At 74.0% G+C, this 26,251-nt stretch carries 21 protein-coding genes and 1 tRNA gene; 12 read left to right on the forward strand and 10 right to left on the reverse strand.

Annotated elements, in window-relative coordinates; genetic code table 11:
* Positions 1-52 precede the first annotated feature (52 nt).
* Entirely contained in the window at positions 53-127 is a 75-nt protein-coding gene (locus BCAV_RS23600; RefSeq protein ID WP_425358487.1) for a 50S ribosomal protein bL37, read from the reverse strand.
* 121 nt (positions 128-248) lie between these two features.
* On the opposite strand from BCAV_RS23600, the gene BCAV_RS06380 reads away from it, so the two are divergent.
* Together BCAV_RS06380 and BCAV_RS06385 are read left to right on the forward strand one after the other, a co-directional pair.
* Positions 249-1,217 (forward strand): zinc-binding dehydrogenase, encoded by a 969-nt coding sequence (locus tag BCAV_RS06380; RefSeq protein WP_015881767.1) that lies wholly within the window; start codon positions 249-251, stop codon positions 1,215-1,217.
* Between the two features lie 16 nt (positions 1,218-1,233).
* Positions 1,234-2,058, forward strand: a complete 825-nt coding sequence (locus tag BCAV_RS06385; protein WP_015881768.1) for a DUF4097 family beta strand repeat-containing protein — start codon at positions 1,234-1,236, stop codon at positions 2,056-2,058.
* Between the two features lie 10 nt (positions 2,059-2,068).
* On the opposite strand, the gene BCAV_RS06390 is transcribed toward BCAV_RS06385, so the two are convergent.
* Both BCAV_RS06390 and BCAV_RS22925 read right to left on the reverse strand, forming a co-directional pair.
* Positions 2,069-2,686 carry a GDSL-type esterase/lipase family protein gene (locus BCAV_RS06390; RefSeq protein WP_015881769.1) on the reverse strand — a complete coding sequence of 206 codons (618 nt, stop codon included), beginning with the start codon at positions 2,684-2,686 and terminating at the stop codon, positions 2,069-2,071.
* 105 nt (positions 2,687-2,791) lie between these two features.
* The gene (locus BCAV_RS22925) at positions 2,792-2,953 is read right to left on the reverse strand and encodes a hypothetical protein (protein ID WP_015881770.1); all 162 of its coding nucleotides are present in this window, start codon (positions 2,951-2,953) and stop codon (positions 2,792-2,794) included.
* Between the two features lie 102 nt (positions 2,954-3,055).
* Between BCAV_RS22925 and BCAV_RS06395 the strand changes: the two genes are divergently transcribed.
* The gene (locus BCAV_RS06395) at positions 3,056-4,009 is read left to right on the forward strand and encodes a GlxA family transcriptional regulator (protein WP_015881771.1); all 954 of its coding nucleotides are present in this window, start codon (positions 3,056-3,058) and stop codon (positions 4,007-4,009) included.
* 16 nt (positions 4,010-4,025) lie between these two features.
* Here the strand turns inward: BCAV_RS06395 and BCAV_RS23520 are convergent, their stop codons facing one another.
* The 5 genes from BCAV_RS23520 to BCAV_RS06415 form a co-directional block, all read right to left on the reverse strand.
* Positions 4,026-7,049 (reverse strand): ATP-binding protein, encoded by a 3,024-nt coding sequence (locus BCAV_RS23520; RefSeq protein ID WP_280956287.1) that lies wholly within the window; start codon positions 7,047-7,049, stop codon positions 4,026-4,028.
* A complete protein-coding gene (locus tag BCAV_RS22690; RefSeq protein WP_015881773.1) occupies positions 7,046-7,231 on the reverse strand; it encodes a hypothetical protein in 186 nt (61 codons plus the stop codon). The genes BCAV_RS23520 and BCAV_RS22690 overlap by 4 nt, the downstream gene beginning before the upstream one ends.
* A gap of 165 nt (positions 7,232-7,396) precedes the next feature.
* Entirely contained in the window at positions 7,397-11,281 is a 3,885-nt protein-coding gene (locus BCAV_RS06405; protein ID WP_015881774.1) for a multifunctional oxoglutarate decarboxylase/oxoglutarate dehydrogenase thiamine pyrophosphate-binding subunit/dihydrolipoyllysine-residue succinyltransferase subunit, read from the reverse strand.
* 218 nt (positions 11,282-11,499) lie between these two features.
* Positions 11,500-12,687: a HAMP domain-containing sensor histidine kinase gene (locus BCAV_RS06410; protein WP_015881775.1), complete on the reverse strand. Its 1,188-nt coding sequence runs from the start codon at positions 12,685-12,687 to the stop codon at positions 11,500-11,502.
* Positions 12,688-12,737: 50 nt separating this feature from the next.
* Positions 12,738-13,466 (reverse strand): response regulator transcription factor, encoded by a 729-nt coding sequence (locus tag BCAV_RS06415; RefSeq protein ID WP_015881776.1) that lies wholly within the window; start codon positions 13,464-13,466, stop codon positions 12,738-12,740.
* Between the two features lie 332 nt (positions 13,467-13,798).
* Here BCAV_RS06415 and BCAV_RS21525 point away from each other — a divergent pair, with 332 nt between their 5' ends.
* Positions 13,799-15,019: a M23 family metallopeptidase gene (locus BCAV_RS21525; protein ID WP_050761679.1), complete on the forward strand. Its 1,221-nt coding sequence runs from the start codon at positions 13,799-13,801 to the stop codon at positions 15,017-15,019.
* A 41-nt stretch (positions 15,020-15,060) separates the two neighbouring features.
* Here BCAV_RS21525 and BCAV_RS06425 read toward each other — a convergent pair whose 3' ends face one another.
* Both BCAV_RS06425 and BCAV_RS06430 read right to left on the reverse strand, forming a co-directional pair.
* Positions 15,061-15,984 (reverse strand): aldose 1-epimerase family protein, encoded by a 924-nt coding sequence (locus BCAV_RS06425; RefSeq protein WP_015881778.1) that lies wholly within the window; start codon positions 15,982-15,984, stop codon positions 15,061-15,063.
* Positions 15,985-16,114: 130 nt separating this feature from the next.
* Positions 16,115-16,187 (reverse strand) — tRNA-Arg (locus BCAV_RS06430).
* 141 nt (positions 16,188-16,328) lie between these two features.
* Between BCAV_RS06430 and BCAV_RS22930 the strand changes: the two genes are divergently transcribed.
* From BCAV_RS22930 to prfA, 8 genes are all read left to right on the forward strand, one after another.
* Positions 16,329-17,543 carry a hypothetical protein gene (locus tag BCAV_RS22930; RefSeq protein WP_015881779.1) on the forward strand — a complete coding sequence of 405 codons (1,215 nt, stop codon included), beginning with the start codon at positions 16,329-16,331 and terminating at the stop codon, positions 17,541-17,543.
* 83 nt (positions 17,544-17,626) lie between these two features.
* Positions 17,627-18,994, forward strand: a complete 1,368-nt coding sequence (gene lysA, locus BCAV_RS06440) for a diaminopimelate decarboxylase (protein ID WP_015881780.1) — start codon at positions 17,627-17,629, stop codon at positions 18,992-18,994.
* A gap of 99 nt (positions 18,995-19,093) precedes the next feature.
* The gene (locus tag BCAV_RS06445; RefSeq protein ID WP_015881781.1) at positions 19,094-20,380 is read left to right on the forward strand and encodes a homoserine dehydrogenase; all 1,287 of its coding nucleotides are present in this window, start codon (positions 19,094-19,096) and stop codon (positions 20,378-20,380) included.
* Positions 20,380-21,441, forward strand: coding sequence for a threonine synthase (thrC, locus tag BCAV_RS06450; protein WP_015881782.1), 1,062 nt, complete (start codon positions 20,380-20,382; stop codon positions 21,439-21,441). Before BCAV_RS06445 ends, thrC begins: the two co-directional genes overlap by 1 nt.
* Positions 21,442-21,454: 13 nt before the next feature.
* Entirely contained in the window at positions 21,455-22,390 is a 936-nt protein-coding gene (gene thrB, locus BCAV_RS06455; RefSeq protein WP_015881783.1) for a homoserine kinase, read from the forward strand.
* Between the two features lie 321 nt (positions 22,391-22,711).
* Positions 22,712-24,649: a transcription termination factor Rho gene (gene rho, locus BCAV_RS06460; RefSeq protein WP_015881784.1), complete on the forward strand. Its 1,938-nt coding sequence runs from the start codon at positions 22,712-22,714 to the stop codon at positions 24,647-24,649.
* Between the two features lie 125 nt (positions 24,650-24,774).
* Positions 24,775-24,993: a 50S ribosomal protein L31 gene (rpmE, locus tag BCAV_RS06465; RefSeq protein ID WP_015881785.1), complete on the forward strand. Its 219-nt coding sequence runs from the start codon at positions 24,775-24,777 to the stop codon at positions 24,991-24,993.
* A gap of 77 nt (positions 24,994-25,070) precedes the next feature.
* A complete protein-coding gene (gene prfA / locus BCAV_RS06470; RefSeq protein WP_015881786.1) occupies positions 25,071-26,192 on the forward strand; it encodes a peptide chain release factor 1 in 1,122 nt (373 codons plus the stop codon).
* Positions 26,193-26,251: the final 59 nt, after the last annotated feature.

The raw sequence follows: 26,251 nt of genomic DNA on the forward strand, positions 1-26,251 counted from the left end.
CGCCGCCGACGAACGACGAAGGGCCGCCCTCGCGGGCGGCCCTTCGTGCGTGTCAGGCGTTGGGGCGCTTGCCGTGGTTGGCGGCGCCGCCCTTGCGGGCCTTGCGCTTGCGTCCGCGCTTGCTCATGGCTACTCCTCGGGTGGTCGGGATCGCCGGCCATTCTCCCACAGGGGGCGCAGGCTACGACGCCGGCCGGCGGGGGTCGGCACTTGCGCGGGTGTCCGGCCCGTCGCCTAGGGTGGAGCGGGTGCGAGCCGCCTACGTCATGCATCAGGACGCGGGTGATCCGCTGGGCGGGCTCGGGCTCGGCGAGCTGGACGCACCGGCTCCGCCGGCCGGCTGGGTGCGGGTCCACGTGCAGGCGGCCTCCCTCAACCACCACGACCTGTGGAGCCTGCGCGGCGTCGGCCTCCCGGCCGAGCGGCTGCCCATGGTGCTCGGCACGGATGCCGCCGGGCGGACGGACGACGGACGCGACGTCGTCGTGCACGCCGTGGTCGCGACGGCGGGATGGGAGGGCGACGAGACGCTCGACCCGCGCCGGACGCTGCTCTCGGAGCTGCACCCAGGCACGCTCGCGGACGAGGTGTGGGTGCCCGAGCGCAACGTCGTGCCACGTGACCCGGCGCTCGACGTCGTGGACGCCGCGTGCCTGCCGACCGCCTACCTCACGGCGTACCGCCTGCTCTTCGACGCCGCGGGCCTGCGTCCCGGGCAGACCGTGCTCGTGCAGGGCGCCGGAGGCGGGGTCGCGACGGCGGCGATCCTGCTCGGCCGCGGGGGCGGGCTGCGCGTCTGGGTCACGAGCCGCGACCCGGGCCGGGCCGCGCGTGCCGTGGAGCTCGGCGCGCACGAGGCGTTCGAGGCGGGCGCGCGGCTGCCGCACCAGGTCGACGCCGTCGTCGAGACCGTGGGCGAGGCCACCTGGAGCCACTCGCTCAAGGCGCTGCGCCCGGGCGGGGTGATCGCCGTCGCCGGCGCGACCAGCGGCGCGATGCCCCCGGCCGACCTCAACCGGGTGTTCTTCCGGAGCCTGCGGGTCGTGGGCTCCACGATGGGCACGCGGGCCCAGCTCGTCGCGCTGCAGGACCTGCTCGTCGCCACCGGTGTGCGGCCGGTGCTCGACGGCGTCCGGCCGTTCGACGAGACCCGCGCCGCGTTCGAGCGGCTCGCCTCCGGCGAGGCGTTCGGCAAGATCGTCCTCACGCTCACCTGACGAAGGGATGCCCGAGATGGCCACCAGCACCTGGATCCTGCCCGGCCCGATGACGCTCGACGTCGCAGACGCCCGGACCCTGCGGGTGCAGCTGATCGGCGGCGACGTCGAGATCGTCGGCCGTGACGAGCCCGGCGTGAGCATCGAGGCGCTCGAGGTGACCGGCAGTCCGCTCGACGCGACCCTCGAGGGCGACCGGCTGACGGTCGGATACGCCAGCCTCGGCTGGGAGGGCTGGCTGAAGCGGCTCACGAGCTACCGCGGCAAGGACGTGGCGCGCCTGCGGATCGCCGTCGGCCGGGGGACGGGTGTCAAGGTCGGGACGGTGTCCGCGGCAGCGCGGGTCGAGGACGTCCACGAGGACGTGTCGCTGGCGACGGCGAGCGGCGCGCTGACGGCGGAGGGGCTGCACGGCGCGCTCGACGGCAAGAGCGTCTCGGGCGCGTTCACCGTGCGGGCCCACGACGGGACCGTCCGCGTGAGCTCCGTGTCCGGCGCGAGCGAGGTGGCGGGCCGGCTGCCGCGCTTCGATGCCTCGACGGTGTCCGGTGCGGTGACGGTGACCACCGAGCTCCCGACGTGCGTGGTGCGCGCGACGACCGTCTCCGCGCCCGTGCGGATCCACCTGCCGCTCGGGGCGGGGATCGTGCTCACGGCGCGGACCGTCACGGCGAAGGTGCTCGTCGACGGCGTCGACCGCCGCACCTCCTCGACCCCGTCGGTCACCTCGGTCACGGACCGCACCGGGACCGATGCGTGCTTCGTGGAGCTGACGACCGTCAACGGCGACCTCGACGTCCGCCGCGGCGTGCCGGAGCTCGAGGCAGCCGCCGACGAGTGAGCGGCGCGACCTACTCGGCGTCGACGCCGAGCCAGTCGTGCCAGCCGTTGTGCAGCACGAGCCAGGCGAGCAGCCCGTAACCTGCCTGCGCCGGGCGCACGCCGTCGCCGCTCGCGACGTCGGAGAGCCACTGGTCGTGCGTCCGCAGCGGTGCGTACGTCTCGACGTACGGCACGCGGCGGCGTAGGCACACGTCCGCGAACGCGTTCGACAGCTCGGCGATCCGGGCGCCGTCGATGTCCGGCCGCGGCGGCGGCCCGACGACGAACGTGCCGACGCGCTTGACGGCGGCGGCGTCGAGCATGTTCGCGAGGTTGAGGCGACTCCGGGCGAGCGAGACGTCGCGCGTCAGGTCGGAGCTCCCGAGGCCGATGACGAGCCGGTTGTCCGCGGGAGGCGGGGCGAACCGGCGATCGGCCTCGGTCTCCCACCGGGCGCTGAGCGCCGTCGTCGTCTCGTGCGGCACGGCGAGCGGGACGACGAGCGCCGGCGGCTCCGCCGGGGTGCGGGCCATGACGCGACCGACCCAGCCGAGCGCACGCGGGTCGCCCATGCCGGCGACGAGCTCGTCGCCGACGACGCAGATGCGCAGGTTGTCCGGCGTGGTCGCCGGGGAGGGCTCGCTCACACTCTGCCTTTCGGGGGCGCTCGTCGAGGGGTCTTTCCTCGGATGGCGCCCATCGTGCCACCACGTCGGCCCTCGGCGGCACTTCCCACCCCGGCGCCCGAGCGCTCAGGCGCGACCCGGGGGTGTGCTCCGGTAGCGGCCCGCTGTCCACGCCTCGTGCGACGCGGGCGGGGGACGGTGGCCGAGCCCGTCCCGCCGGATCCCCCGGGCGAGCGCGACAGCGCTGACGAGCACCAGGGCCGCGACGATCACGAGAAACGAGGTCATGGCAGAAAGTCTCCGCGCATCGAAGTCCTGCCACGAGTGGCAGAAGAGACAACATCCGTCAACTTCCTGCCAAATCAGCTCGAGCGGTGGCAGACTGACGGGATGCTGACCAGGGTCCGGGCGATCGCCCTGCCGAACGTCGCGCCGTTCGAGCTCGGTGTCGTGTGCGAGGTGTTCGGCATCGACCGGACCGACACCGGCGGCCCGGTGTTCGACTTCGCCGTGTGCACCCCGACGCCCGGCACGGTCTCCACGAAGCTCGGCTTCGGCGTCGACGTCCCTCTCGGCCTCGACGCCGCCGAGGGCGCCGACCTCATCGCCGTCCCGGCGTACGGCGACGCCCGCGGCGTGGACGACGCCGTCCTCGAGATCCTGCGCCAGGCGCACGCCCGCGGCGCCTGGGTGCTCAGCGTGTGCAGCGGAGCGTTCGCCCTCGGCCAGGCGGGACTGCTCGACGGGCGCGGCTGCACGACGCACTGGATGTACACGGCCGAGCTGCAGCGCGCGTTCCCGCTGGCACGGGTCGACCCCGACGTGCTCTACGTCGAGGACGACAGGATCGTCACGAGCGCGGGGACCGCCGCGGGCATCGACGCGTGCTTGCACATCGTGCGCCGCGAGCTGGGTGCCGGGGCCGTCGCCGCCATCGCTCGCCGGATGATCGTCCCGCCCCATCGCGACGGCGGCCAGGCCCAGTACATCGAGCGGACGGCACCGCAGGACCCGCAGGCGCTCGCCGGCGTCCTCGCCTGGGCGTCCGAGCACCTCGACGCCGACCTCTCCGTGCCGTCCCTCGCCGCACGTGCCGTGATGTCCGAGCGGTCGTTCGCCCGGCGGTTCCGGGCCGAGACGGGGACGACGCCGGCCGCCTGGGTCGCGCGGGCGCGTCTCGCCCGGGCGCAGGAGCTCCTGGAGACGACGACGGCGAGCGTCGAGGAGATCGCCCGAGCCTGCGGGTTCGGCGGGGCCGCGGCGCTCCGACACCACTTCGCCCGCGCGTTCTCGACGACGCCGCTCGCGTACCGGCGCCGGTTCGCGCAGGCGCTCGCCGGCTGAGACCCCGGGCGTCGAGCTATCGCGCGCCCTCCAGCAGCCCACGCCGGTGCGCGACGTCGACGGCCTCTGCGCGCCGGGCGACGCCGAGCTTCGCGAGCAGGTTCGAGATGTGCACGCTGACGGTCTTGGGGCTGATGTACAGCCGCTCGCCGATCTGCCGGTTCGAGAGCCCGTCGGCGACGAGGCGCAGGACGTCCCGTTCGCGGTCGGTGAGCACACCGGACGTCTCGAGACGCACGCCCGGCACGGCCAGCCGGGCGCGCCGGCCGAAGTCGCGGATCGCCCGCTCCAGCGGGCGCGCGCCCATCTCGGTGGCCGCCCGGAGCGCCTCGGTGACGACGGCGCCCGCCTCCTCGCGCTCGCCAGCGCCCACGAGGGCCTCCGCCAGGCGCCACCTGCTACGCGCTAGCTCCGGGACGTGGCCGTAGGAGAACTCCGTGACGCAGACCCGCCAGACCTCCGGGTTGTGCTCGCCGTGAAGCCGGGAGTGCTCCGCGCGGGTGCGGGCGAGCCAGGAGCGACCCTCCGGGCCGAGCACGCCGCCCCGGGGCCGGCCGCGCTCGGCAGCCGTCTCGGCCCGGCGCAGCAGCTCGTCACCGCGCTGGAGGAGCTCGGCTGCGTCGTCGCCTCGCGACCGCGCCCGGACCGCGAGGTCCGCGAGTGCGGCGAGCCCGAGGGCGGCGAGGAAGATGCTGCCGAGGAAGAACTCCGACCACGTCGCGGCGAGCGCCTCGATCGTGGCCGCCGCGACGTCGGCCGCCTCCTCCGGGCGGCCGGCCCACGTCAGGGCGTCGATGAGGTTGCCGCCGGCGAACAGCAGGAGCTGGCCGTCGAGGTCCTCCTCGTCCAGGAGCCGCCGGCACCGTTCGATGGCGTCCGCGTCGCCGCGCGCGACGGCCGCGTAGAGGCCGGCGGCGCGGTAGCCCAGCAGCATGGACTCCGGCTCGTCCGCCTCGTCCGCCTGCGGCGTGAGGTCGCCGGTGGTGAACCGGATGATCTCCTCGAGGACGAGGAGCTGCACGGCGTACAGGCTCCAGCCGAAGCCGCTCTCCCGCGCCGCGCTCAGCGCCGTCGTCGCGAGCTCGTCGGCGTCGGCGAGCTCGCCGGCGTAGAAGCGGTTCGTCGCGAGGTTGTAGCGCGCCCGCAGCGCGGTGAACAGGTCGCCGGACGCGCGAGCGCGCTCGTGAGCCTTCGCGAGCAGGCGCGCCGAACGGTCGGCGTCGTCGACCTCCAGCACGGCGAGCGTCGTCAGCGCGTCGGCCTCGGCGTCCGGCACGTCCAGCGCCTGCGCCTCGTCCACCGCCCGGAGCGCGGCCTCGTGCGCGATGTCGTCCTCGTCGATGTTCACGGCTGCCCGCGCCCGCGCCGCCCAGGTCCACGCCCGCGCGGGCGAGGGACCGTCGCCCTCGAGGACGGCGAGGGCCTTCCCCGTTTCCTCCAGCGCCTCGCGCGTGTCGTACGCGACGAGGAGGTGGTGTGCGAGGAGGTAGCCGAGCCGGGCCTGGCGCAGGTCGTCGGGGGCCGCCGCCGCGATCGCCGTGCGGGCCAGCCCCAGTGCGCGGTCGCTCAGACCGGCGCGCCCGGCCGCCGCGGCGGCGGCGAGCGTCACGTCCGTGAGGTCCTCGCCGAGGAGCTCCGCGGCGTCCGGGACGGACTCCCAGGTGCCGAGCACCGCCTCGAGGTGGCGCAGCTCCTCCTGGATGGCGAACACGGCGGCGGCGTCGGCCGCTGCTCGCCGCGACGCCGTGAGCGCCGTCGCGGCGTCGTGGCCGAGCATCGCGTGGTGGGCCACCTGCGCCGACGAGCCGAGCGAGTCCTCCTCGAGCATCACGGCGGCGTACGCCGCGTGCAGCGCGACGAGCTCGCCCGGCAGCAGGTCGGCGTACACGGCCTCCGCCAGCAGGGCGTGCCGGAACGCGAGGAGGTCGCCGTCGCGCTCGAGCACCTGGTGTGCGAGGCACTCGCGGAGCGCCTCGTCGAACGCCGCCGGGCTCTCGAACGCGCCGCGCCGCCGGGTCACCGCCCACAGCAGCGGTTCGGAGCACCGGCGGCCGGCGACGGCGGCGATGCGCGCGAGCTGGAGCGCCGCCGGGCTCAGGCGTTCGAGGCGCACGTGCAGGACGTCGGCGAGCGACCACGGCAACGTTCCCGCGTCTGGCCCCGCCGCGAGCAGCTCCTCCGCGAAGTAGGCGTTGCCCTCCGACCTCTTGAGCACCCGGCGCTGGGTGACCTCGTCGAGCGGGGCGCCGGTCACCGCGACGGCGAACTCCCGCAGCTCCTCGGGTGAGAACGGCTCGAGCACCACGTGGTCCACGCGCGGGTGGCGGTGCAGCTCAGCGAGCGCGGCGCGCCAGGGGTGCCGGCGGTGGAGGTCGTCGGCACGGTACGTCGCGAGCACCAGCAGGTGCTCGTTGCGCATCCGCGCGAGCAGGTACCGCAGGACGTCGCGCGTCGACGCGTCCGCCCAGTGCAGGTCCTCGATGACGAGCATCAGGGGCGCCTCGGCGGTGCCGACGGCGGCCAGCGCCGCGGCGATCGCGTCGAACAGCTGCATCCGCCCGAGCTCGTCGTTGCCCGTGACGGCGTCCCCTCCGCCGTCGAGCAGGCGGGCGAGCGCGGGGCGGCGCTCGATCACCTCGTCGATGGCGTCGCTGCACGACCGCAGGCGCCCGAGCGCCTCCACGATCGGGAGGTAGGGGAGCCCGACGTCGCCGAGATCGAGGCAGTGCCCGACGACGACGAGCGCGCCGGCCTCGCTCGCGGCCTCTCCGGCGCGTTCCACGAGCCGGGACTTGCCGACCCCGGCGTCGCCTCCCAGCACGACGGCGTTCGCGACACCCTGCCGAGCCGTCTCGAGCGCGGCGGACAGGCGCTCGAGCTCGGCCTCGCGCGCGGTGAAGCTGGCGGTCTCGGTCGGCACCCACTGATCCTCCCAGGTGGCGCCGACATCGGACGACCCCTCCGCGCCCGGTGGACGCCGCCCTTCGACCACGACGTCCGCCGCCGACGCGGCGCCGCCGAGAAGCGGCACCGCGCTCACGCGGTCAGCGTGTGGTCGTGCGGGGTCTGCTGAGCGGCTCGCGCAGCGCGGGCCTCGGCCCGGGCCAGCTTGCGGTCCCGCCACCACCGGCGCAGGGGGCCGGGCGCTCCCAGGACCTCGTCGAGCAGACGCTCACGGCGCAGGCCCAGGTCGGCGATCACTGCTTCGTCCCAGGGAAACATGACGATCCCCATTCCCGACGGGCCGGGTGCCCGCCGTCGGGTACGACGATGCCCCTGAGCACCGGCAGCGCGGATCGGGCGTTCGCCCACTCCCGGCAGCCGCTGGGGCCTCGTGAACCTCAGGCCCGCCCGCCGGGCATCGTCTGAGGTACCTCAGGCGAGCCCTCAGCCGGCGTAGGCCGCCGCGATGATCTCGGCCAGCTCGGCCTGGCTCGCCTTCGCGGAGCCCGCCGCCGGGGCCGCCGACGCCGGGCGGGACACCACGCGGAACGAGCGGTCACCGAGGAGCGCCGGCAGGCGCATCGCGAGGAACGTCCACGCCCCCTGGTTCTCGGGCTCGTCCTGCACCCACACGACCTCAGCGCCCGGGTACGCGTCGAGCTCGGCCAGCAGCGCCTCGCCGTCGAGCGGGTAGAACTGCTCGAGGCGGACGATCGCCGTCGCGTCGTCAGCGCCGTGCGTGCCCTTCTCGCGGGCGGCGAGCAGGTCGTAGTACACGCGGCCCGAGCACAGCAGCACCCGGCGGACCGACGACGCCTCGACGGCGTCGTCGCCGATCACCGTGCGGAACGTGCCGTGCGTGAAGTCCTCGACGCTCGAGGTCGCGGCCTTGAGGCGGAGCAGCTGCTTCGGCGTGAACACGACCAACGGACGCCGCGGGCGCTCGTAGGCCTGCCGGCGCAGCAGGTGAAAATGGCTCGCCGGCGTCGACGGCTGCGCCACGATCATGTTGTCCTCGGCGCACAGCTGCAGGAAGCGCTCGATGCGGGCGGAGGAGTGGTCCGGACCCTGGTGCTCGTACCCGTGCGGGAGCAGCAGGACGACCGACGACCGCTGGCCCCACTTCTGCTGCGCGGACGAGATGAACTCGTCGACGATCGTCTGCGCGCCGTTGACGAAGTCGCCGAACTGCGCCTCCCAGAGCACCAGCGCGTCCGGGCGCTCGACCGAGTAGCCGTACTCGAACCCCAGGGCCGCGAACTCGCTCAGCGAGGAGTCGTAGACCCAGAACTTCGCCTGGTCGGCCGAGAGGTACATGAGCGGCGTCCACTCGGCGCCGGTGCGGTGGTCGTGCAGCACGGAGTGCCGCTGGACGAACGTGCCGCGCCGCGAGTCCTGCCCGGCGAGGCGCACGGGCGTGCCCTCGAGCAGGAGGGAACCGAACGCGAGGAGCTCGCCGAACGCCCAGTCGACGCCGCCGGCCTTCGCCATCTCCGCGCGCTTGGACATGAGCGCCGCGAGCTTCGGGTGGACGGTGAACCCCTCCGGCGGCCGCACGTGCGCGTCGCCGACGCGCTCGAGCACGAAGGACGGGACCGCCGTCTCCCACCCGACCATCGTGCCGGCGTCCTCGAGCTGGGACTCCGGACGCTCGAGCCCCGCGACCGGCTCGCTGTCCGCCGACGGGGTCCACCCGCCCTCGCGGGTCTCGCGGAAGGCCCGCTCGAGCTCGCCCTGGTAGTCCGCCAGCGCCTTCTCGGCGTCCTCGGCGCTCAGGTCGCCACGACCGATGAGCGACTCCGTGTAGAGCGTGCGGACGCTGCGCTTGTTCTCGATCAGCGAGTACATCACCGGCTGCGTCATCGACGGGTCGTCACCCTCGTTGTGCCCGCGACGGCGGTAGCACACCATGTCGATGATGACGTCCTTGTGGAACTCCTGGCGGTAGGCGTACGCGAGCTCCGCGACGCGCGACACGGCCTCGGGGTCGTCGCCGTTCACGCGGAAGACCGGGATCTGCAGTCCCTTGGCGACGTCGGTCGTGTACAGCGTGGACCGCGAGCTCGACGCCCCGGTGGTGAAGCCCACCTGGTTGTTCACGATGATGTGCACCGTGCCCCCGGTGCGGTAGCCGCGCAGCTGGGACAGGTTGAGCGTCTCGGTGACCACTCCCTGGCCGGCGAACGCGGCGTCGCCGTGGATGAGCACCGGCAGCACGGAGAAGCCCTCGCCGCCGAGGTCGATCCGGTCCTGCTTCGCGCGGACGACGCCCTCGAGCACGCCGTCGACGGCCTCCAGGTGGGACGGGTTCGCCGCGAGGTAGACGGAGGTCTGCTCCCCGGTCGGCGACGTGTACATGCCCTCGGTGCCGAGGTGGTACTTGACGTCGCCGCTGCCCTGCACGGTCTTCGGGTCCTGGTTGCCCTCGAACTCCGAGAAGATCTGCGCGTACGACTTGCCGGCGACGTTGGCGAGCACGTTGAGGCGGCCGCGGTGCGGCATGCCGATCGCGACGGAGTCGAGACCGTCGTGCGCGGCGCCGGCGAGGATCGTGTCGAGCATCGGGATGAGCGACTCGCCGCCCTCGAGGCTGAACCGCTTCTGCCCGACGTACTTCGTCTGGAGGAACGTCTCGAACGCCTCGGCCGCGTTGAGCTTGTGGATGATCTGCCGCTGCTTCTCCGCCGACGGCTTCGTGTACCCCGACTCGAGCCGCTCCTGCAGCCAGCGCCGCTGCGCGGGGTCGTGCAGGTGCATGTACTCGCTGCCGATGGTGCGGCAGTAGGAGTCCCGGAGCAGGCCGAGGACGTCGCGCAGGGGCATCTGCGGCTTGCCGCCGAACCCGCCCGTCGGGAACGTGCGGTCGAGGTCCCAGAGCGTGAGGCCGTGGTTCTGGACGTCGAGATCCGGGTGGCGCCGCTGGCGGTAGGCGAGCGGGTCGGTGTCCGCCATGAGGTGCCCGCGTGAGCGGTACGCGTGGATGAGCTCGGCGATGCGCGCCGGCTTGCCCAGCTCGGTGGCCGGGTCGTCGGCGATGTCCTTCGTCCAGCGCACGGGCTCGTACGGGACGCGCAGCGACGCGAAGACGCGGTCGTAGAAGCCGTCCTCGCCGATGAGCTTCGAGTGGATGATGCGCAGGAAGTCGCCGCTCTGCGCGCCCTGGATGATGCGGTGGTCGTACGTCGAGGTCAGCGTGAGGACCTTGGAGATCCCGAGCCGGGCGAGCGTGTCCGCTGACGCCCCGAGGAACTCCGCCGGGTAGTCCATCGCGCCGACGCCGATGATCGTGCCCTGGCCGCTCATGAGCCGCGGCACGGAGTGCACGGTGCCGATCGTCCCGGGGTTCGTCAGGGAGATCGTCGTCCCGGCGAAGTCGTCGGCCGTGAGCTTCCCGCCGCGGGCGGTGCGCACCAGGTTCTCGTACGCCGTCCAGAACGTGGCGAAGTCCATCGCCTCCGCGCCCTTGATCGACGGGACGAGGAGCTGGCGCGTGCCGTCCGGCTTGGCGAGGTCGATCGCGAGACCGAAGTTGACGTGCGACGGGTGCGTGACGCCCGGCTTGCCGTCGACCTCGCGGTACCCGGCGTTCATCTCCGGCATGTCGGCCAGCGCCTCGACGACGGCGAACCCGATGAGGTGCGTGAACGAGACCTTCCCGCCGCGCGACCGGGCGAGGTGGTTGTTGACGACGATGCGGTTGTCGACGAGCAGCTTCGCCGGGACGGCGCGGACGCTCGTGGCGGTCGGGACGGTCAGCGACGTCTCCATGTTCACGACGACGCGAGCGGCCGGACCGCGCAGCTTCGTGACCTCGTCGTCGCCGACGGCGGTGGCCGCCTCGTCCCGGACGCCCGACAGCCGCTGCGTGTACGGAGCGGTCGGGGGCTGCGCCGCGGCGCGCGGCTGGGTCGGCGGCAGGTCGGCGCGCACGTCCTCCTGGGCGAGCTCGGCGCGCGGGTCGGCCGACGGCGCGGCGGCGTGCGCCGGAGGAGCCGGCGCCTCGGGGGCCGGCGCCTCGGGGGCCGGCGCCGCGGGGGCCGGCGCCGCGGGGGCCGGCGCCGGAGGGGCGGGCTTCGCCGGTGCCGGTGCGGCTGCCTGGGGAGCTGCGGGGCGGGCGGCGGGTGCCTCGCCGTTGCGCGGAGCCGCGGGAGCGGGGGTCGGCGGCGACGTCGTCGTCGTTGCATCCTGCCGGGCGAAGAACTCGCGCCACTCCGGGTCGACGAGCGTGGCGTCCTTCTCGTACTTCGCGCGGAGCTCTTCGATGAGCCATTCGTTCGCGCCGAAGGTCGCGGCCAGGGAGGAAGGTTCGGGGTGTGCCTGCGTTGACACGCGCGATCGCTCTCTTCTTCTGATGGTGGGTGAATCGCCGCATCCAGCGTAGGCGATCGTGCGCGCGAACCTGGTGGGGAAGGCCGTGTGAGGGACCTTTTCACCGCATGTGCACGGCGCCTCGACACCCCAGGCCAAGGTGCGGTCAAGTCGAGGTATCCGCCGTCGTGCGGCGAGGCAATCAACGGCGTGGCGGCGGACGGCGGGGACGCCGCTCGTCAGGTCCCGCTGGGCTGCTCGGACCGCTCGGCGGGTCCGTCGATCGGGAGCCGGATGCGCAGCGTCGCTCCCTGGCCCCGGAGGACCCGTTCGTCGCGGTCCGCGCCGACGGGCACCGTGAGCGGGGTGCGTTCGGTGTCGACGACGGTGAGCGTGCCGCCGTGCAGGCCGACCGCCCAGCGCGCGATCGCCAGGCCGAGACCGGTCCCGCCGGTGCTGATCCCGCCCGTCTGGGCCGGGGCGTTGCCGCGCTGGAAGCGCTCGAAGATGCGCTCGCGCTCCTCGGGCGGGATGCCGGTGCCCTCGTCGACGACGTCGATGACGATCTCGTCGCCGATCGGCGCCTGCGACGCGCGCACCCGCACCGTGCCCCCGGGCGGGGAGTGGCGGGTGGCGTTCGCGAGGAGGTTGAGCACCACCTGGTGCAGGCGCTCGGCGTCGGCGCGCACATGGAGGTCCTCGGGCGACGTCGACACCTCCCAGGCCACGGTCCGCCCCGCCGCTCGCGCGGCGTGGGACGCGGCGTCGACGACCTCCTCGAGGAAGTCCTGCACCTCGACGTCCTGGAGGTGCAGCCCGGTCGCGCCGGCTTCGAGGCGCGAGAGGTCGAGCAGGTACGTGACGAGCCGCGTGAGGCGCTCCGTCTGGTCGAGCGCCGCCTGGAGCGCCTCCTCGTCGGGACGCGTGACGCCGTCGACCATGTTCTCCAGCTGTGCGCGCAGCGCGGCCACGGGGGTGCGGAGCTCGTGCGAGACGTTCGCGACGATCTCGCGGCGCGCCTCGTCCACGGACGCGAGGTCGCGCGCCATCGCGTTGAACGCGTGCGCCAGCTGGCCCACCTCGTCGTGGCTCGTCGCGCGAACGCGGATGCCGTACTCGCCGTTCGACATCGCCCGCGCGGCGCTCGTCATCTCGCGTAGCGGGGACGTCATCCCGCGGGCGAGCAGCTGTGTCACGACGAGCGCCAGGGCGATCGCGAACGGGAACGTCATGTACCAGCGCAGCGGAGGCTCGGAACTACGTCCCCACCACACGACGAAGGACGACACCGTGACGGACGCCGCGACAAGGACGCCGAGCTTGTACTTGATCGACGTCAGGCGGTCGAGCGGCCGCACGTCGAGCGCGGCGTACCGCAGCGGCGGCGTCGGAGCACCGGACCGGGCGTGCCGTGCCGCGCCGCTCATCGGCTACTCATCCGCTGCGCGGCACGTGCTCGTCGCGCCTGCCCGCCCGGTCATGTGGGCGGCGGTTCGAGCGAGTAGCCGACGCCGTGCACGGTGCGGATCAGGTCGGCGCCCAGCTTGCGCCGCAGCGCCTTGACGTGCGAGTCGACGGTCCTGGTCCCGCTCGCGTCGACCCAGTCCCAGACCTCCTCGAGCAGCTGCTCCCGCGTGAGCACCGTGCGCGGCGACGACGCCAGGCACACGAGGAGGTCGAACTCCGTGGGTGTGAGATGCGCCTCGGTCCCGGCCCGGTGCACGCGTCGCTGCGCACGATCGATGACGAGGTCGCCGAGCTCGAGCGGGGGTTCCGCACGCGGGTCCGCCGGGACGGCGGCGAGCCGGCTCACGCGCTCGTGCCGGCGCAGCAGCGCCTTGACCCGGGCGAGCAGCTCCCGCATCGAGAACGGCTTGGTCATGTAGTCGTCGGCGCCGACGCCCAGGCCGACGAGCAGGTCCGTCTCGTCGTCACGCGCGGTCAGCATGAGGATCGGGACGGCCCGGGGGTCCTCGGCCTGGATGCGGCGGCACACCTCGAGCCCGTCGATCCCGGGCAGCATGACGTCCAGCACGATGACGTCGGGCGCGTACCGCTTCGCGGCCTCGACGCCGGCGAGGCCGTCGGACGCGATCTCGACCGTCCACCCTTCGGCGGTGAAGCGCCGGGCGATGCTCGTCGCGATGTCGGGCTCGTCCTCGACGACGAGTACCCGCGTGGCCTCCTCGGCCCCGTTCTGGCTCATGGGGCCCAGCGTGGCACAGGGTGCCCAGGGACGGCGCGGCCACGCGCCACCGCGGGTCGGTGTCGCGGAGGTGTCCGCGGACCGACGTGACGGCGGCCACATGGTGGACGACCACTCCGAGCGTCCGTTACTCTTTCGTGATCGTCGGGGGCCGACGGACGTGGTTTCGGCCCAGGCCGAGCCTCGCTCGGGGTAGCCTGACGAGAACGCTCTCACCCGGAGGTGCTCCGGGCTGTCATGTCCCGTCCGGAGGTCGAGTGAGTCACGAGCGCGCTGAGTCGTCCGCGCAGACGGCGGACACGCGACGCGCCCGACGAGCCGCAGAACGCGCGGTGACGTCCGGCGAGCCGGAGGCGACGACCCTCACGCGGCGTCAGCTCCGCGAGGCGGCGCTCGCCGTCGAGAACGCGCAGCGGGAGGCCGATCTCGTCGCCGAGTTCGAGCGCCTCCTCGCCGCCCAGCGCGCCGCGCGCGTGGGCGACGGCGTCGGTGTGGCGTTCGCGACGCTTCCGCTGCCTGCTCAGGCGGAGCCGGCCGGCAGCGTGACCGCTGTGTCCGCTCCGGCCCTCGCCGTCGCGCCGGACGTCGAGGACACGGCAGCGATGCTCGCGATCCTCGACGCGCCCGACGGGGCGCCGCCCGCGCGCCCATCCGTGGACGATGTGCCCGAGGCGGAGCACCAGCCGGCGATGGCGCTCGTTCCGCCGGCCGGCCTCGGATTCGACTGGCCGGACCCGCGGCCGGCGCGTACCCCGAGCGCCAAGGGTCGGCACTGGGTGCCGCGGCTCGCGGTGCTCTCCGCGCTCGGGGCGGCGACGATCGTGATCCCCGTCACGGCGACCTCGCAGGCGCAGACCCCGAACATCCCCGTGCCACAGGCGACGTCGAGCGCCCTCGACACGCTCGCGACGGCGTCGGCGTCCTCGCTCGCCGCGGCAGCGACGCCCGACGAGCCGAGCGCGGACTCCACGCTCGGCGCCGATCAGCTCGCCCAGGCCCGCGCCGTCGTCAGCGCCAGCAGGTCCGCGGGCCGCGGGGAGGTCGTGTGCTCGGCCACCGGGACTGAAGGGAACGGCGCGCTCGCAGCGATCGACGCGGCCGCCGTCGTCGACGTCGTGATGCCACTGCAGGACGGGACGTACCGCGTCACGTCGCAGTTCGGCTACCGCTGGGGCGGGACGCACGAGGGCGTCGACTACGCGGCGCCGTCGGGTACTCCCATCCATGCGGTCGCGGGCGGTGAGGTCATCTACACCGGCGGCGGCAAGGAAGGGCGCAGCGGGCAGCTCGTCATCATCGAGCACGACTTCGACGGGCAGAAGGTGTGGAGCTGGTACGTCCACATGTACCCGAGCGGCGTCTACGTCAGCGAGGGCGACCAGGTGCTCGCGGGTGATGTCATCGGTGCCGTCGGCTCGTACGGCAACTCGACCGGCCCGCACCTGCACCTCGAGATCCACGTCGACGACGAGCTGTCCACCGTCGACCCGCCGAGCTGGCTCGCCGAGCACGACGCGATGACGATGACGACCTCCGGGTCGCTCTGCTCCTGACCCGCCCAGCGCCGCGCCGGCCGACACGGCCGGCCCGCTGATCAGTCGAGCCGCAGTCCCCACCGGACGCGGTGCTCCGCTCCCGGCTCGAGCCGGACCAGGTCGTCCCCGGTGTTGAACGCGTCGGCGACGCACGTCATCGGCTCGGCGGCGATCCCGGAGCGGCGGAGCGCGACGTCGGCGACCTCGTCGCCCGTGCACATCTGCCAGCAGCACAGCGACTCGTCCATCCAGACGGCGGCGGTCCGGCCGTCGCGGCCCGTGAGCCGGATCCAGGACAGCCCGTCGTCGTCCCGGGTCGCGCCGGTGAACGCGTCGTCGATGACGACGTCGCCGAGCTCGCGCGGGTTCCGGAAGTCCAGGTGCTCAGGCAGGTCCTCGACGCCGGTCGGGAGCAGTCGGTCGTCGGGCCGGACCCATCCCGTCGCGTCCAGCGACAGCGTGGCGACGTCGAGCGGGTCCGGGCCGGGCGAGAGCCAGGGATGGAAGCCGACGCCGTACGGCGCGGCGTGCGTGCCGGTGTTCGTGGTGACGAGCTCGATCTCCAGGCCCTGGCCCGACAGGCGGTACCCGATCTCGACGTGCAGGCCGAACGGGTAGCCGGGGATCGGCGGCGGGTCGATCGCGAGCCGGACCTCCTGCTCCTCCCACGTCACGACGCGCCAGCGCTGCCAGTTGACGAGCCCGTGCAGCGCGGTGCCGCGGGCCGGCTCCGTGAGCGGGAGCTGGTAGGTGACGCCGTCGAAGGAGTAGCGACCGTCGCGGATGCGGTTCGGCCACGGCACGAGCACGGCACCGTGCGAGGCGGGAGCGACCCGGTCGGCGGCGAACGAGCTGATCACGTCGCGGCCACCCACGCTGAAGGACCGCAGGGTGGCGCCGACCTCGGTGACGACGGCGACGGCGTCGGACGCGGGATCGCGCAGGATGTACTGCTCGCCTGACGGCGTCTGGACGGTGCTCATGGCGCCTAACCGTAGAGGCGTCGCGCCGGGCGCGCGCGCCCGTCCGAGGTGCGGGCTGAGGCGGGTCGTGCGGAGCGGCTGACGTGCCGCCGACGGGCGCCCGATGGCGCCCGTGCCCTGAGACGCGAAGTACCCCCGACTGGATTCGAACCAGCGACCTTCTGCTCCGGAGGCAGACGCTCTATCCACTGAGCTACAGGGGCTTGTGCCGGGGACCGAGTCTAGCAGCGCGTGGGACGGGGAGTTGTCCCCGTCGCCGTGCTCCGGACAGGCCCCTAGGCTGGGCGGGCACCGCGCCGGCTCGACCGGCTCCTGGGCCGATAGGCGTGACCAGAGGAGATCCCATGAGCGAGAACCCGCCCCCGCGACCTGACGAGCCGAGCGGCTCCGTGCCGGACCCGGCACAGCAGCCTCAGCCCGGGCAGGAGTTCCCCGACGCGACGCGGATCGCACCGCCCGGCGGAGGCGACGTGCCGCCCGCGGCCCCCTCGCAGCCGGGCTACGGGCAGGCGCCGTCCGGTGGCTACGGCACCGGCTCGCCCGCAACCCCACAGCCGTCCTACGGCGAGCAGCCCGGCGCGGCTCCGGCCGGAGGGTACGGCCAGCAGCCGGCATACGGCCAGCAGCCCGACTACGGGCAGCAGCAGCCTGGGTACGGCCAGCAGCCGGGGTACGGCCAGCAGCCCGACTACGGGCAGCAGCAGCCGGGGTACGGCCAGCAGCCCGACTACGGACAGCAGCAGCCCGGGTACGGCCAGCAGCCCGGTGCGGCTCCGGCCGGCGGCTACGGCCAGCAGCCCGGGTACGGTCAGCAGCCGGATGCCGGCCAGGGGGGCTACGGCCAGGGCGGCTACGGCCAGGGTGGTGGCTACGGCGGTCCGGGCGGGCCGGGTGGCCCCGGCGGGCCGGGCGGCCCGCCGAAGAAGAACACGGGCCTCGTCGTCGGCATCATCATCGGCGCCGTCGTGCTCATCGTGGCGATCGTGCTCCTCGCCGTGAACCTGTTCGGTGCGGACGACCCGAACCCGCCGGCCACCAGCGAGCCGACGCAGGAGCAGACGGAGCCGCCGGCGTCCGAGGAACCGAGCGAGGAGCCGTCGGAGGAGCCGACCGACGAGCCGCCTGCCTCCACCGAGCTGCTCGACATGCTGCCGAGCAGCGTCGACGGCGGGTCGAACTCCGAGGGAGGGTCGAGCGGCGTCACGTACGACCTCGTCGACCCGGGCTACGTGCCGGGCGACACCAGCGCGGCCGGCGTCATCGAGTCCTACGAGGGCACGTTCGAGGGCGACGATGGCAGCGAGGTCGTCCTCACGGCGATGTCCTTCGGGTCCCCGGACGAGGCGGCCGCCGCGGCCGAGGAGCGGGCCGCGCAGGAGGACCAGGCGAACCTGGCCGACGAGGGAGTGGTGTTCCCCGACAGCGACCTCGGTCACTACTGGATCTTCTCCGGCGCGGACGGCGTCACGGTGGTCTGGGACGACGGCCAGGGCGGCTCCTACACGACGACGAGCGAGACCGACGCCGCCGTCGACCTGTACGCCGGGCTCCCGTTCTGACCTGAGCCCGACCCGACGGCCGGTCCGCGCCCAGCGCGCGGACCGGCCGTCGCGCGTCCGGCCCGGGACGGCAGACTGAGGGCATGGAAGCGGAGCGGACCGAGATCCAGCCAGGTGTCGGCGCGGGCGAGCCGCCCTGGTCGGCCGGCGTCGCCCGCCGTGCCACCGGAGAGCTCGAGGTCGCCGGCGTGCCGGTGAGCGACCTCGCCGGCCGCTTCGGCACCCCCGTCTACGTGCTGGACGAGGCGGATCTGCGCGCCCGTGCCCGCGCGTATCGCGACGCGTTCACCCGCGAGCTGGCGCCGTCGAGCGTCCACGTCTACTACGCGGGCAAGGCGTTCCTCTCGATCGCCGTCGCACGCTGGGTGCACGCCGAGGGCCTGCGCATCGACACGGCGACGGGCGGTGAGCTCGCCGTCGCCCTGCGGGCCGGGATCCCGGGCGCCGACATCGGCATGCACGGCAACAACAAGTCGGACGCGGAGATCGACCGGGCGCTCGCGGCGGGCGTGGGACGCATCGTGGTCGACTCCCTGCCGGAGGTCGCTCGCGTGGCCGACGCCGCCGCGCGCCGCGGCGTGCGGGCTCCGGTCATGGTCCGGGTCACCACGGGCGTCCACGCCGGGGGGCACGAGTACATCTCCACGGCGCACGAGGACCAGAAGTTCGGGCTGTCGATCGCGGCCGGCCGGGCGGAGGAGGCGGTCGCCGCCGTGCTCGCTCGCCCGGAGCTCGAGCTGCTCGGCCTGCACTCCCACATCGGTTCGCAGGTCCTCGAGGCGGAGGCGTTCACCGTCGCCGCCCGGTCCGTGCTCGAGCTGCGTGCGCGGATCGCCGAGACGCACGGCGTGCTCGTGGGCGAGGTGGACCTCGGCGGCGGGTACGGCGTCGCCTACCTTCCCGGCGAGGTGCCGCTCGACCCGGCGATGCTCGCCGCTGAGCTCGCCCGCACCGTCCGCGAGGTGTGCGCGGAGCTGGGCACCGACGTTCCCGACGTGTCGATCGAGCCCGGCCGCGCGATCGTCGCTCCGGCCGGGTGCACGCTCTACACGGTGGGGACCGTCAAGCCCGTGCGCGCGACGGACGGGGCCGACCGGCTGTACGTCTCCGTCGACGGGGGCATGAGCGACAGCATCCGGCCCGCGCTCTACGGCGCGGCGTACACGGCGACGATCGCCTCCCGCGCCTCGGCGGCGCCGCCGGTGCGCTCGCGCGTCGTCGGCAAGCACTGCGAGAGCGGTGACATCGTGGTGCACGACGTCGACCTGCCCGCCGACGTCGCGGCCGGCGACCTGCTCGCCGTCCCGGCGACGGGCGCGTACGGCAGGTCCATGGCCAGCCAGTACAACCTCGTGCCGCGGCCCGGCGTCGTCGCCGTCGCCGGCGGCGAGGCCCGCGCCGTGATCCGGCGCGAGACCGAGGAGGACGTGCTCGCGCTCGACCTGGGCTGAGCCGCATCGCCGCCGTGGACGGCCGCGCCGGCGGCCGCGTCCGCTGCCCTAGGGTGTTCTCGCCCGGGCCACCGGGTCATCGCACGACAGGAGGTCTCCGTGGGCGCACCAGCGCTGCGCATCGGCTTGCTCGGGTGCGGCAACGTCGGGTCCCAGGTCGCCCGACTGCTGACCGAGCACGCCGCCGACCTCGCGGCGCGGTCCGGGACAGGGCTCGAGCTGGTCGGCGTCGCGGTCCGCGACCTCGGACGTGACCGGCCCGGGATCGACCCGGCCCTGCTGACGGACGACGCGGCAGGCCTCGTCGACCGCTCGGACGTCGTCGTCGAGCTCATGGGCGGGCTGGAACCGGCCCGCACGCTCGTGCTCCAGGCGATCCGCGCCGGTGCGAGCGTGGTGACCGGGAACAAGGCGCTCCTCGCACAGCACGGCCCGGAGCTGTTCGCCGCTGCCGACGCCGCGGGGGTCGACCTGCACTTCGAGGCAGCCGTCGCGGGCGCCGTCCCGGTCGTGCGCGGCGTGCGCGAGTCACTGGCCGGCGACCGGGTGCTGCGCGTCGTCGGCGTCGTCAACGGCACGACGAACTTCGTGCTGGACCGCATGACCACCCACGGCGTCGATCTGGCCGCGGCGCTGGCCGAGGCCCAGGAGCTGGGGTACGCCGAGGCCGACCCGAGCTCCGACGTCGACGGCGCTGACGCGGCGGCGAAGATCGCGATCCTCGCGTCGCTGGCGTTCCACACCCGCGTCTCGCTCGCCGACGTCACGCGTGACGGGATCCGGGAGATCCGGCCGGCCGACGTCGCCGCCGCCCGGGAGCAGGGCCACGTCGTCAAGCTGCTCGCCATCGCGGAACGCGTCGGGGACGATGCGGTGGCGGTCCGGGTGCACCCGGCGCTGCTCCCGCTCGACCACCCCCTGGCGGCCGTGCACGGGCCGTTCAACGCGGTGGTCGTCGAGGCCGAGGCCGCCGGTCGCCTCATGTTCTACGGCGCCGGCGCCGGCGGCCAGCAGTCCGCGAGCGCGGTGCTGGGCGACGTCGTCGCCGCGGCCCGGCACCGGGTGCTCGGTGGGAAGTCGCCGAGCGAGTCCGCGTACGCCGACCTCCGGGTGGCCGGCCCTGAGGAGGTGCGCACGCGCTACCTCGTGCGGCTGCGGGTCGACGACCGCCCCGGTGTGCTCGCCCAGATCGCCGCCGGCGTCGCCGCCCGCGGGGTCTCGATCGAGACCGTGCGCCAGAGCGTGGGCGACGGCGGGGCGATCGCGCTCCTCACCGTCGTCACCCATGCGGCGAGCGAGGAAGCGCTCGCGGCCACGGCCCGGGACCTGGCCGAGCTCGAACCGGTGCAGGCGGTGCTGTCCGTCCTGCGGGTGGAAGGAACCTGATGGCCCAGCCGTGGCGCGGCATCATCGCCGAGTACGCCGAGTACCTGCCCCTCGCCGACGGCGATCCCGTCGTGACGCTGGGCGAGGGCGGCACGCCGCTGGTCGAGGCTCCGGCGCTGTCGGCGCGGACGGGCGCCCGCGTGTACCTCAAGGTCGAGGGGGCCAACCCGACCGGCTCGTTCAAGGACCGCGGCATGGCCGTCGCGATCTCCAAGGTCGTGGCGGCGGGGTCGCCGACGGTCGTCTGCGCCTCGACGGGCAACACGTCCGCCTCCGCCGCCGCCTACGCCGCGCGCGCGGGCCTCGCCTGCGCCGTCGTCCTGCCCGCCGGGAAGATCGCGGCGGGCAAGCTCGCCCAGGCGATCGTGCACGGCGCCACGCTCGTGGCCGTCGACGGGAACTTCGACGACTGCCTGACGATCGTGCGGGAGCTCGCCGCGAGCGACGCCGTCGCCCTGGTGAACTCGGTCAACCCGTACCGCCTCCAGGGGCAGAAGACGGCGGCGTTCGAGATCGTCGACACGCTCGGCGACGCTCCGGCCGTCCACGTGCTCCCGGTCGGCAACGCAGGCAACATCTCGGCCTACTGGATGGGCTACCGCGAGTACGCCGCCGCCGGCCGCGCGAACCGGACGCCCGTGATGTGGGGCGTGCAGGCGGAGGGCGCGGCGCCGTTCGTCAAGGGTGAGCCGGTCGAGCATCCCGAGACGGTCGCGACGGCGATCCGGATCGGCAACCCGGCCTCGTGGGACCTCGCCGTCGCCGCGCGGGACGAGAGCGGGGGCCGCATCGACGCCGTCAGCGACGCCGAGATCCTCGACGCGCAGGCGCTGATCGCGCGCGAGGTCGGGGTGTTCGTCGAACCGGCGTCGGCCGCGTCGGTGGCCGGACTGCTCGCCCGCGCGCGGGCCGGTGACGTGCCGGAGAGTGCCACCATCGTGTGCACGGTCACGGGGAACGGGTTGAAGGACACGGCGACGGCGCTCGGGGACACGCCGATCGCACCGGTGAGCGTGTCCGCGCGAACGGCCGACGTCGCGCGGGTGCTCGGGCTGGACTGAGCGGAGGACCGCCATGCGACTTGTCCGGGATCTGGTGCGGGTGCAGGTGCCCGCGACGAGCGCCAACCTCGGGCCCGGCTTCGACACGTTCGGGCTGGCCCTCGCCCTCCACGACACCGTCGAGGTGCGCGCGACCGCGGGGACGACCCGCGTCGAGGTGACCGGGGAGGGTGCCGGCGAGGTGCCGGACGGCGAGGACCACCTCGTGGTGCGGGCCGTGCGCGCCGGGCTCGAGGAGGCGGGCGCGCCGCAGGCGGGCCTCGAGCTGCGCTGCCACAACGCGATCCCGCACGGCCGGGGCCTGGGGTCGTCGGCCGCCGCCGTCGTCGCCGGGCTCATCGCCGCGCGCGGTCTGATCTCCGACCCGGACGCGCTGTCCGACGACGTCGTCCTGCGCCTCGCGGCGGAGTGGGAGGGGCACCCGGACAACGCCGCCGCCGCGCTCCTCGGCGGTGCCACGCTCGCGTGGACGACCGGGCGTCCTGGGACGGACGAAGCGGCCGGCGTCGGCGCGGTCCGGCTCGACCTGGCTCCAGGGCTCACGCCGACCGTCCTCGTGCCCGGCGCCCGCCTGCTGACCTCGGCGGCACGCGCCGTCCTGCCGCCACGGGTGGCCCACGCCGACGCCGTGTTCAACGCCGCGCGTACGGCCCTGCTCGTCGTCGCGCTCGGCGGTCGTCACGACCTGCTCATGACGGCGACGCAGGACCGGCTCCACCAGCCGTTCCGCGGCGAGGTGATGGCGCCGACGCTGGACCTGGTGGCGCGGCTGAGGGCCGACGACCACCCGGCGGCCGTCTCCGGCGCGGGACCGAGCGTGCTGGTCCTCGGCGAGGTGCCCGACGACGCCGCCCGGCGCGCGGAGGTGAGCGGATGGCAGTGCCTGCCTCTCGCCGTCGACGACGCCGGGGCGTTCGCGAGCGACGCGGACGGCTCGGTCGTCGGCTGACGGTGGCAGGGAACATCCGGGCCAGGAACGCTGTTGACCACATGTCAGCCGCCACGGGCGAAATAGCCCGCTCGGGGCAATCCCGGTGGTATCGTGGCCGCTGCATCGACTTCCCGAGATGGCGCTGACGGCGCCCGAGACTGACGGCGAAGCTCGCGCAGTCTCCACGCTCCTCACCACTTCCCGTGGACGCGATGCCTACCCCCGGACGCCGCAGGCGTGCATTCTTCGTGCGCCGCGTCCGGCGGTGAAGAGTCGCGCTGAGAGAGCACGAACCGACGCGTCGAGAACTCGACGCAACCACGAAGGATAAGGAACCTCGTGACCGACACCATCGACACCGCCGCTCAGGCCGCCGGCGCGGCCCGCGGCGGGTCCCTGACTGCCATGCGCCTCGCAGAGCTGCAGCAGCTCGCAGGCAGCATGGGCATCTCCGGGACGTCCAAGATGCGCAAGAACGACCTCGTCGCAGCGATCCGTGAGGCCCGCGCCGGCTCCGCCGCGCCCGCCCGCGCCCCGCGCGCGAAGCGGCCCGCCGCTGACGAGGCCGCGCCGACGCCGCCCCAGCCGACCACGCACGCCCCGGCCGCCGCGCCCGCGGCCGCCCTCGAGGCCCCGCGCGCCGCCGGAGCCAGCGCGACGGTCACCGAGCGACCGGCCCGCCAGCCCGAGCGCGAGAGCGCGCCTGAGCGGGACGTGCCCGCCCGGGACGTGCCCGCCCGGGACGCCGGCAAGCGCGCTGCACGGTCCGGCGGCGAGGAACGCCGTCGTTCGCTCGACGACATCACGTTCCCCGAGCCGCGCCACGACGGCGACGGCGAGGGCCGCAACGGGCAGGGTGGCGAGCGCAACGGCCAGCGCCCCGCCCGTACCGGCGGCGAGCGCCGCGACGACGCGACCGGCGAGCGGCGTGCGGCGAGCGTCGAGCGGAGCAGCGACCGGGCGACCGCGGACCGCGGCGCCGACCGGGGCGGCTTCGACGACGACGAGCGCGGCGGCCGGCGTCGTCGCGGCCGCGACCGCTACCGCGACCGCAAGCGCCGGGGCGGCGGGCGCGGCGAGCAGGCGCAGTACGAGGAGGTCGAGGTCACCGAGGACGACGTCCTGCTCCCCGTCGCGGGCGTGCTCGACATCCTCGACAACTACGCGTTCGTCCGCACCAGCGGGTACCTGCCCGGCCCCGGCGACGTCTACGTCTCGCTGGGCCAGGTGAAGAAGCACGGTCTGCGCCGCGGTGACGCGGTCACCGGCGCCGTGCGGCAGCCGCAGGACGGCGAGCAGCAGGGGCAGCGGCAGAAGTTCAACGCGCTCGTGCGGCTCGACTCCGTCAACGGCATGGACGTCGAGCGGGCCCGGAGCCGCCCGGACTTCATGAAGCTGACGCCCCTGTACCCGCAGGAGCGGCTGCGCCTCGAGACGACGCCGACGGCCATCACCGCGCGCATCATCGACCTCGTCGCGCCGATCGGCAAGGGTCAGCGCGGCCTCATCGTCGCGCCGCCCAAGGCCGGCAAGACGATCATGATGCAGCAGATCGCCAACGCGATCACGACGAACAGCCCCGACGTGCACCTCATGGTCGTGCTCGTGGACGAGCGTCCCGAGGAGGTCACCGACTGGGAGCGCACCGTGAAGGGCGAGGTCATCTCCTCGACCTTCGACCGCCCGGCGTCCGACCACACGATGGTCGCCGAGCTCGCGATCGAGCGGGCGAAGCGACTCGTCGAGCTGGGGCAGGACGTGATCGTGCTGCTCGACAACATGACGCGCCTGTCGCGGGCGTACAACCTCGCGGCGCCGGCGTCCGGCCGCATCCTGTCCGGTGGTGTCGACGCCTCGGCGCTGTACCCGCCGAAGAAGTTCTTCGGCGCGGCGCGCAACATCGAGAACGGCGGCTCCCTGACGATCCTCGCCTCGGCGCTCATCGAGACCGGGTCCAAGATGGACGAGGTCATCTTCGAGGAGTTCAAGGGCACCGGGAACATGGAGCTGCGGCTCGCCCGGTCGCTCGCCGAGAAGCGGATCTTCCCGGCGATCGACGTCAACGCGTCGGGCACGCGCCGCGAGGAGATCCTCATCCCGGGCGACGAGCTCAAGATCATCTGGAAGCTGCGCCGCGTCATGGGGGCGCTCGACCAGCTGCCGGCTCTCGAGCTGCTGCTCGGCAAGGTCCGGGAGATCCCGACGAACGCCGAGTTCCTCATGACCGTGCAGAAGACGACGCCGACGGTCCCCGGCCAGACGAACGAGCTGGTCTGACGCTCGCGCCGCCGTCGGCAGGAATGTCCGACGACGGCGGTGCGTTCTGGCAGAATGATCCGTTGGTTCCCGGTTCACGTGCGCCGTTCGGAGCACGACCCGGGAACAGAACACAGGAGACAACCATGAAGAGCGGGATCCACCCGACCTACGTCACGACCACCGTGACGTGCACCTGCGGCAGCACGTTCACTACGCGGAGCACGGCCGCCTCCGGCCAGATCCACGCGGACGTCTGCAGCGCCTGCCACCCGTTCTACACGGGCAAGCAGAAGATCCTCGACACCGGTGGCCGCGTGGCACGGTTCGAGGCCCGCTACGGCAAGCGCACGCCCGCCAACTAGCGACCTCGCAGCGCCGGCGTCCCCCACGTGGGGACGCCGGCGCTGTCGTCTGTCCGGGGGAGGAGGAGGTGACCGGGATGAGTGACCAGCGCTCCGGAGTCACGGGAGGGCCCGAGTTCGCGGCCGCCGAGCCGATGCTCGCGGAGCACCGCGAGATCGAGGCGGCGCTCGCCGACCCCGCCGTGCACGCCGACGCCGGCCGCGCCCGCGCGCTCGGACGGCGATACGCCGAGCTGGGCCGCGTCGTCGGTGCCTACCGGGCGTGGCGGAGGGCCGCCGACGACGCGACGGCGGCGGCCGAGCTCGCCGTCGAGGACGACGCGTTCGCCTCCGAGGTGCCGGCGCTCCAGGTGGCGGAGGCCGACGCCGCCGAGCACCTGCGCCGCGTCCTGGTGCCTCGGGACCCCGACGACGGTCGCGACGTCATCCTCGAGATCAAGGCCGGGGAGGGCGGCGAGGAGTCGGCGCTGTTCGCCGGCGACCTGCTGCGCATGTACCTGAGGTTCGCGGAGCGGCGCGGCTGGCAGACGCAGGTGCTCGAGGCCACCGAGTCCGACCTCGGCGGCTACAAGGACGTCCAGGTCGCGGTGAAGTCGCGCGGAGCAGCGGCCCCCGAGGACGGCGTCTGGGCGGCCCTCAAGTACGAGGGCGGCGTGCACCGCGTCCAGCGTGTCCCCGTGACGGAGTCGCAAGGACGGATCCACACGTCCGCGGCCGGTGTCCTCGTCCTGCCGGAGGTCGACGACCCCGGAGAGGTCGAGATCGAGGGAGGCGACCTCCGCATCGACGTGTTCCGTTCCTCCGGCCCCGGCGGGCAGAGCGTGAACACCACCGACTCGGCCGTGCGGATCACGCACCTCCCGACGGGGATCGTCGTCTCGATGCAGAACGAGAAGTCTCAGCTGCAGAACCGCGAGCAGGCGATGCGCGTCCTGCGTGCGCGCCTGCTCGCCGCGCAGCAGGAGGCGGCTGCGGCGGAGGCTGCCGAGGCTCGTCGGTCGCAGGTACGGACCGTCGACCGGTCCGAGCGCATCCGCACGTACAACTTCCCGGAGAACCGGATCGCGGACCACCGCACGGGGTACAAGGCGTACAACCTCGACGCCGTCCTCGCGGGCGATCTCGACGCCGTCGTCGCCTCGGCTGTCGAGGCGGACGAGGCCGCGCGGCTCGCCGCGCTCGGCTCGTCCGATGGTTGAGGCCGTCGTGCGTGCGCCCGACGGCGTCGGCGCGGCCCCGAACGCGACCTGTCGCCTCG

Source organism: Beutenbergia cavernae DSM 12333, assembly GCF_000023105.1.
GTDB classification, from domain to species: domain Bacteria; phylum Actinomycetota; class Actinomycetes; order Actinomycetales; family Beutenbergiaceae; genus Beutenbergia; species Beutenbergia cavernae.